Origin of the sequence: Nostoc sp. CHAB 5715 (assembly GCF_020829685.1) — a bacterium.
Classification (GTDB): Bacteria; Cyanobacteriota; Cyanobacteriia; order Cyanobacteriales; family Nostocaceae; genus Nostoc.
This window is the reverse complement of record NZ_JAIVFR010000999.1, coordinates 1-2,642: the sequence shown is the minus strand read 5'-3', so window position 1 is coordinate 2,642 and position 2,642 is coordinate 1. Positions and strand designations below refer to the sequence as shown.

Annotated in this window: 2 protein-coding genes; one reads left to right on the top strand and one right to left on the bottom strand. The window is 46.1% G+C overall.

Annotated features, from left to right (window positions below):
- Positions 1 to 201: 201 nt before the first annotated feature.
- A complete protein-coding gene (locus LC574_RS34945) occupies positions 202 to 2,307 on the bottom strand; it encodes an acylase (protein WP_229458205.1) in 2,106 nt (701 codons plus the stop codon).
- Between the two features lie 10 nt (positions 2,308 to 2,317).
- Here LC574_RS34945 and LC574_RS34940 point away from each other — a divergent pair.
- On the top strand, positions 2,318 to 2,642 hold a 325-nt coding region (locus LC574_RS34940; protein ID WP_229458204.1), incomplete at its 3' end, for an MFS transporter.

Genomic DNA, 2,642 nt, shown 5'->3' with positions numbered 1-2,642 from the left:
CTTGTCATTACGAACGCAGCGATAGCGGAGTGAAGTAATCGCAGAGTCAAAGGGAATTGCTTCGCTCCACTTCGTTGCACTCGCAATGACATATCATAAGCAATTTGCCGGACATGATATAAGTCCTACTTAAGTTGACACCAATGAGCATTGCGCCATGCCCCTACCGCGTGGTCTATTTACCTGAAAATAGCTGTAACCTCAGAATATTTTACGTTCTTCTAGATGGGGAAGAATATCTGAGCGATCGCGCCACACAGTCCGCAACTTTTTGTTGGCAAACATCTGTAATTGGTCGCCAATGTGGGGCGATCCGGGTTGAGTTGCATTACCATAGCTGGTGAGTGCCATTGCCCGTACAGGGTTGGAAAATTCAATTGCAGCCACATAGGAATCACCTGCAACGGCTTGGAACTGACCGTTTGCTCCGGGAGCAAAATCGAGCGCACGAAAAATTCCCAGGCTGCCATCCCCACCATTGGCAGATAAATCCACATCACCCAACCGTACCCGAAAAACCTGACCCCACGGTACATCAAGCGTTCCATAAGTCTTTTCTACCTCTGCTGCGATTGCTTGCAGAGTTGCAACTGCACTTTCAGGATTAGCTAAACCGTCGGGTGTGGTGCGTGGATAATTTTCATTCCAGGGTTTACTAAACGTCTTATCTAAATCCATCTGTTGTACCCAAAAGGCAAATAGTACGGCTCCGCGACTATCTGCATTGGCTTGCCGATCCCATGCTTCTAGGACATTAGCTGCTTTTTGCCCTAAGTCCTGACCGTATTTGCGTGCAGCCGGAATTAAATCATCTAAAATCCGATCAGCCAGTTCCATACGAGTAGAGTGCTTGTATGCAATCATTTCATCAAAAGAGATTTTGTCATCCTCAGCCAACATCCTTACAGAACGTTGGGAGCGAAAATCCATGAAACGAGGTGCCATGTAAGGCGGGTAATTATCTGCTTTAATAGCGGCTGGAAATGTAGTTGTCCAAGGTGGGTCATTTGTATTTTGCAACCAGCCACTCTTCGGGTCAACTATGCGCGGTAAATCTTTGTAAGGATGAATTTTTGTCCACAAGGTTTTAGATGTATTTCCTGGGATTATGCCTTCCCAATATTCAAAATCACCCTTAGAGCGTACTGGAACTTGACCATTGAATAGGTGCATAATATGCCCTTCTCGATCCGCATACATTACCGTAAACATTGGCAATTGTAAGCGCTGGAGTGTCTTTTCAAACTGGGCAAGATTTTTTGCTCGTGCCATATCCCACCACTGCTGGAGTACACCTGGTCGGTCAAGACCTGCGACTTTGAGCGCCACGGCTTTACCATTTTTCTCGGCTACCACAGGGCCGTGGACGGAACTTTTCACTATTAATGGTTGCTCTTGCAAAGACCCATCTTTCTGCTTCACCTTTAAGGAGAGGGTTTTTGTCTGAAAGTTACGAACTTTGTCATCAAAGCGGTATCGATTACCTGCCAGTGTGAGTTCATAAACATCCCAACCATCATAGGTGTTAACGGTGTGAGTCCAACCTAAGTTGTTGTTAAAGGCGATCGCTAATACGGGAATACCTACAAGTGTTGCCCCATAAGCATCAATCCCTGGTGCGGTGATTTGGGCTTCATACCACAAAAATAAATCTGACCAAGGTAGGTGTGGGTTTGCTAATAACATAGCGTTTCCATTGGCAGAATGAGTTGGTTCGATCGCCCAACCATTAGATCCTGCTTGCAACTTTTCTTTGCTCAGTCCTAATACTTGCTCTGGATTGACCACAAAGGTGAAATTGAGTACCCGATGTAAGTGAGCCATGACATCTTCTGCCTTGACTGGTAGCACCACCTCAACTTGATCATCAATTAAGTTAGGATTTTGTTTTGCATAAGCATTTATCCCACTAGCAAAAGCATCAAGATAACTACGAAAAGTTGGACTTTGTGCTTTGTACCAAGAGCGAGCGCGTTCTGGTACTCCCACAGTCTGTACCCAACGATCTGACTCCAGGTATTCCTCTCCCCAATATTCGGCCGCGCGTCCCTGTGCTTGACCATAGAGACGCAAAAGCAAATCTCCATGACTTTGCATTTGTGCCCAACCAAAGGCATAAAATGCACTCTGGTCATCTTTACCGTAGATATGCGGCACACCGTAGGTATCCCATAATATCTCTGTGGATTTTGTTGGTACAGCTACAGTGCGGCTTCCGACCAACAAAACCAGTATCAAACTGAGTATTAAGGGTAAAACGCGTATTAATTTTCTTTTGTAAACTCTGAGTAAAATATCAATCCTCATTAACACCACCATGTACGATTTGTTTTTATTCAGTGTGGTGCGTGTACCCAGTTTAAAGTCGCTTGGTGTCCCTGACGGGCTTCTGCTTTCAGAAGGCGTTTTCCTTCTGAATATGCAACTCGCCGGGCTCCTTATCGGTGGGGTATTCTGGGGCATTATGGGTGACAAAAAAGGCAGGCTTTCCGTCCTTTTCGGCTCCATTATTCTGTACTCACTGTCCAACATCGCCAACGGCTTTGTCCAAACCCTTCCCCAATACGCTGTTTTAAGGCTTATTGCCGGAGTTGGCCTGGCCGGAGAACTCGGGGCAGGAATTACCCTGGTGGCCGAGCTCC

Bases quoted from the DNA above. Each gene is read 5' to 3' on its own strand.
- LC574_RS34945 (WP_229458205.1), bottom strand. From the start codon at position 2,307: ATGAGGATTGATATTTTACTCAGAGTTTACAAAAGAAAATTAATACGC.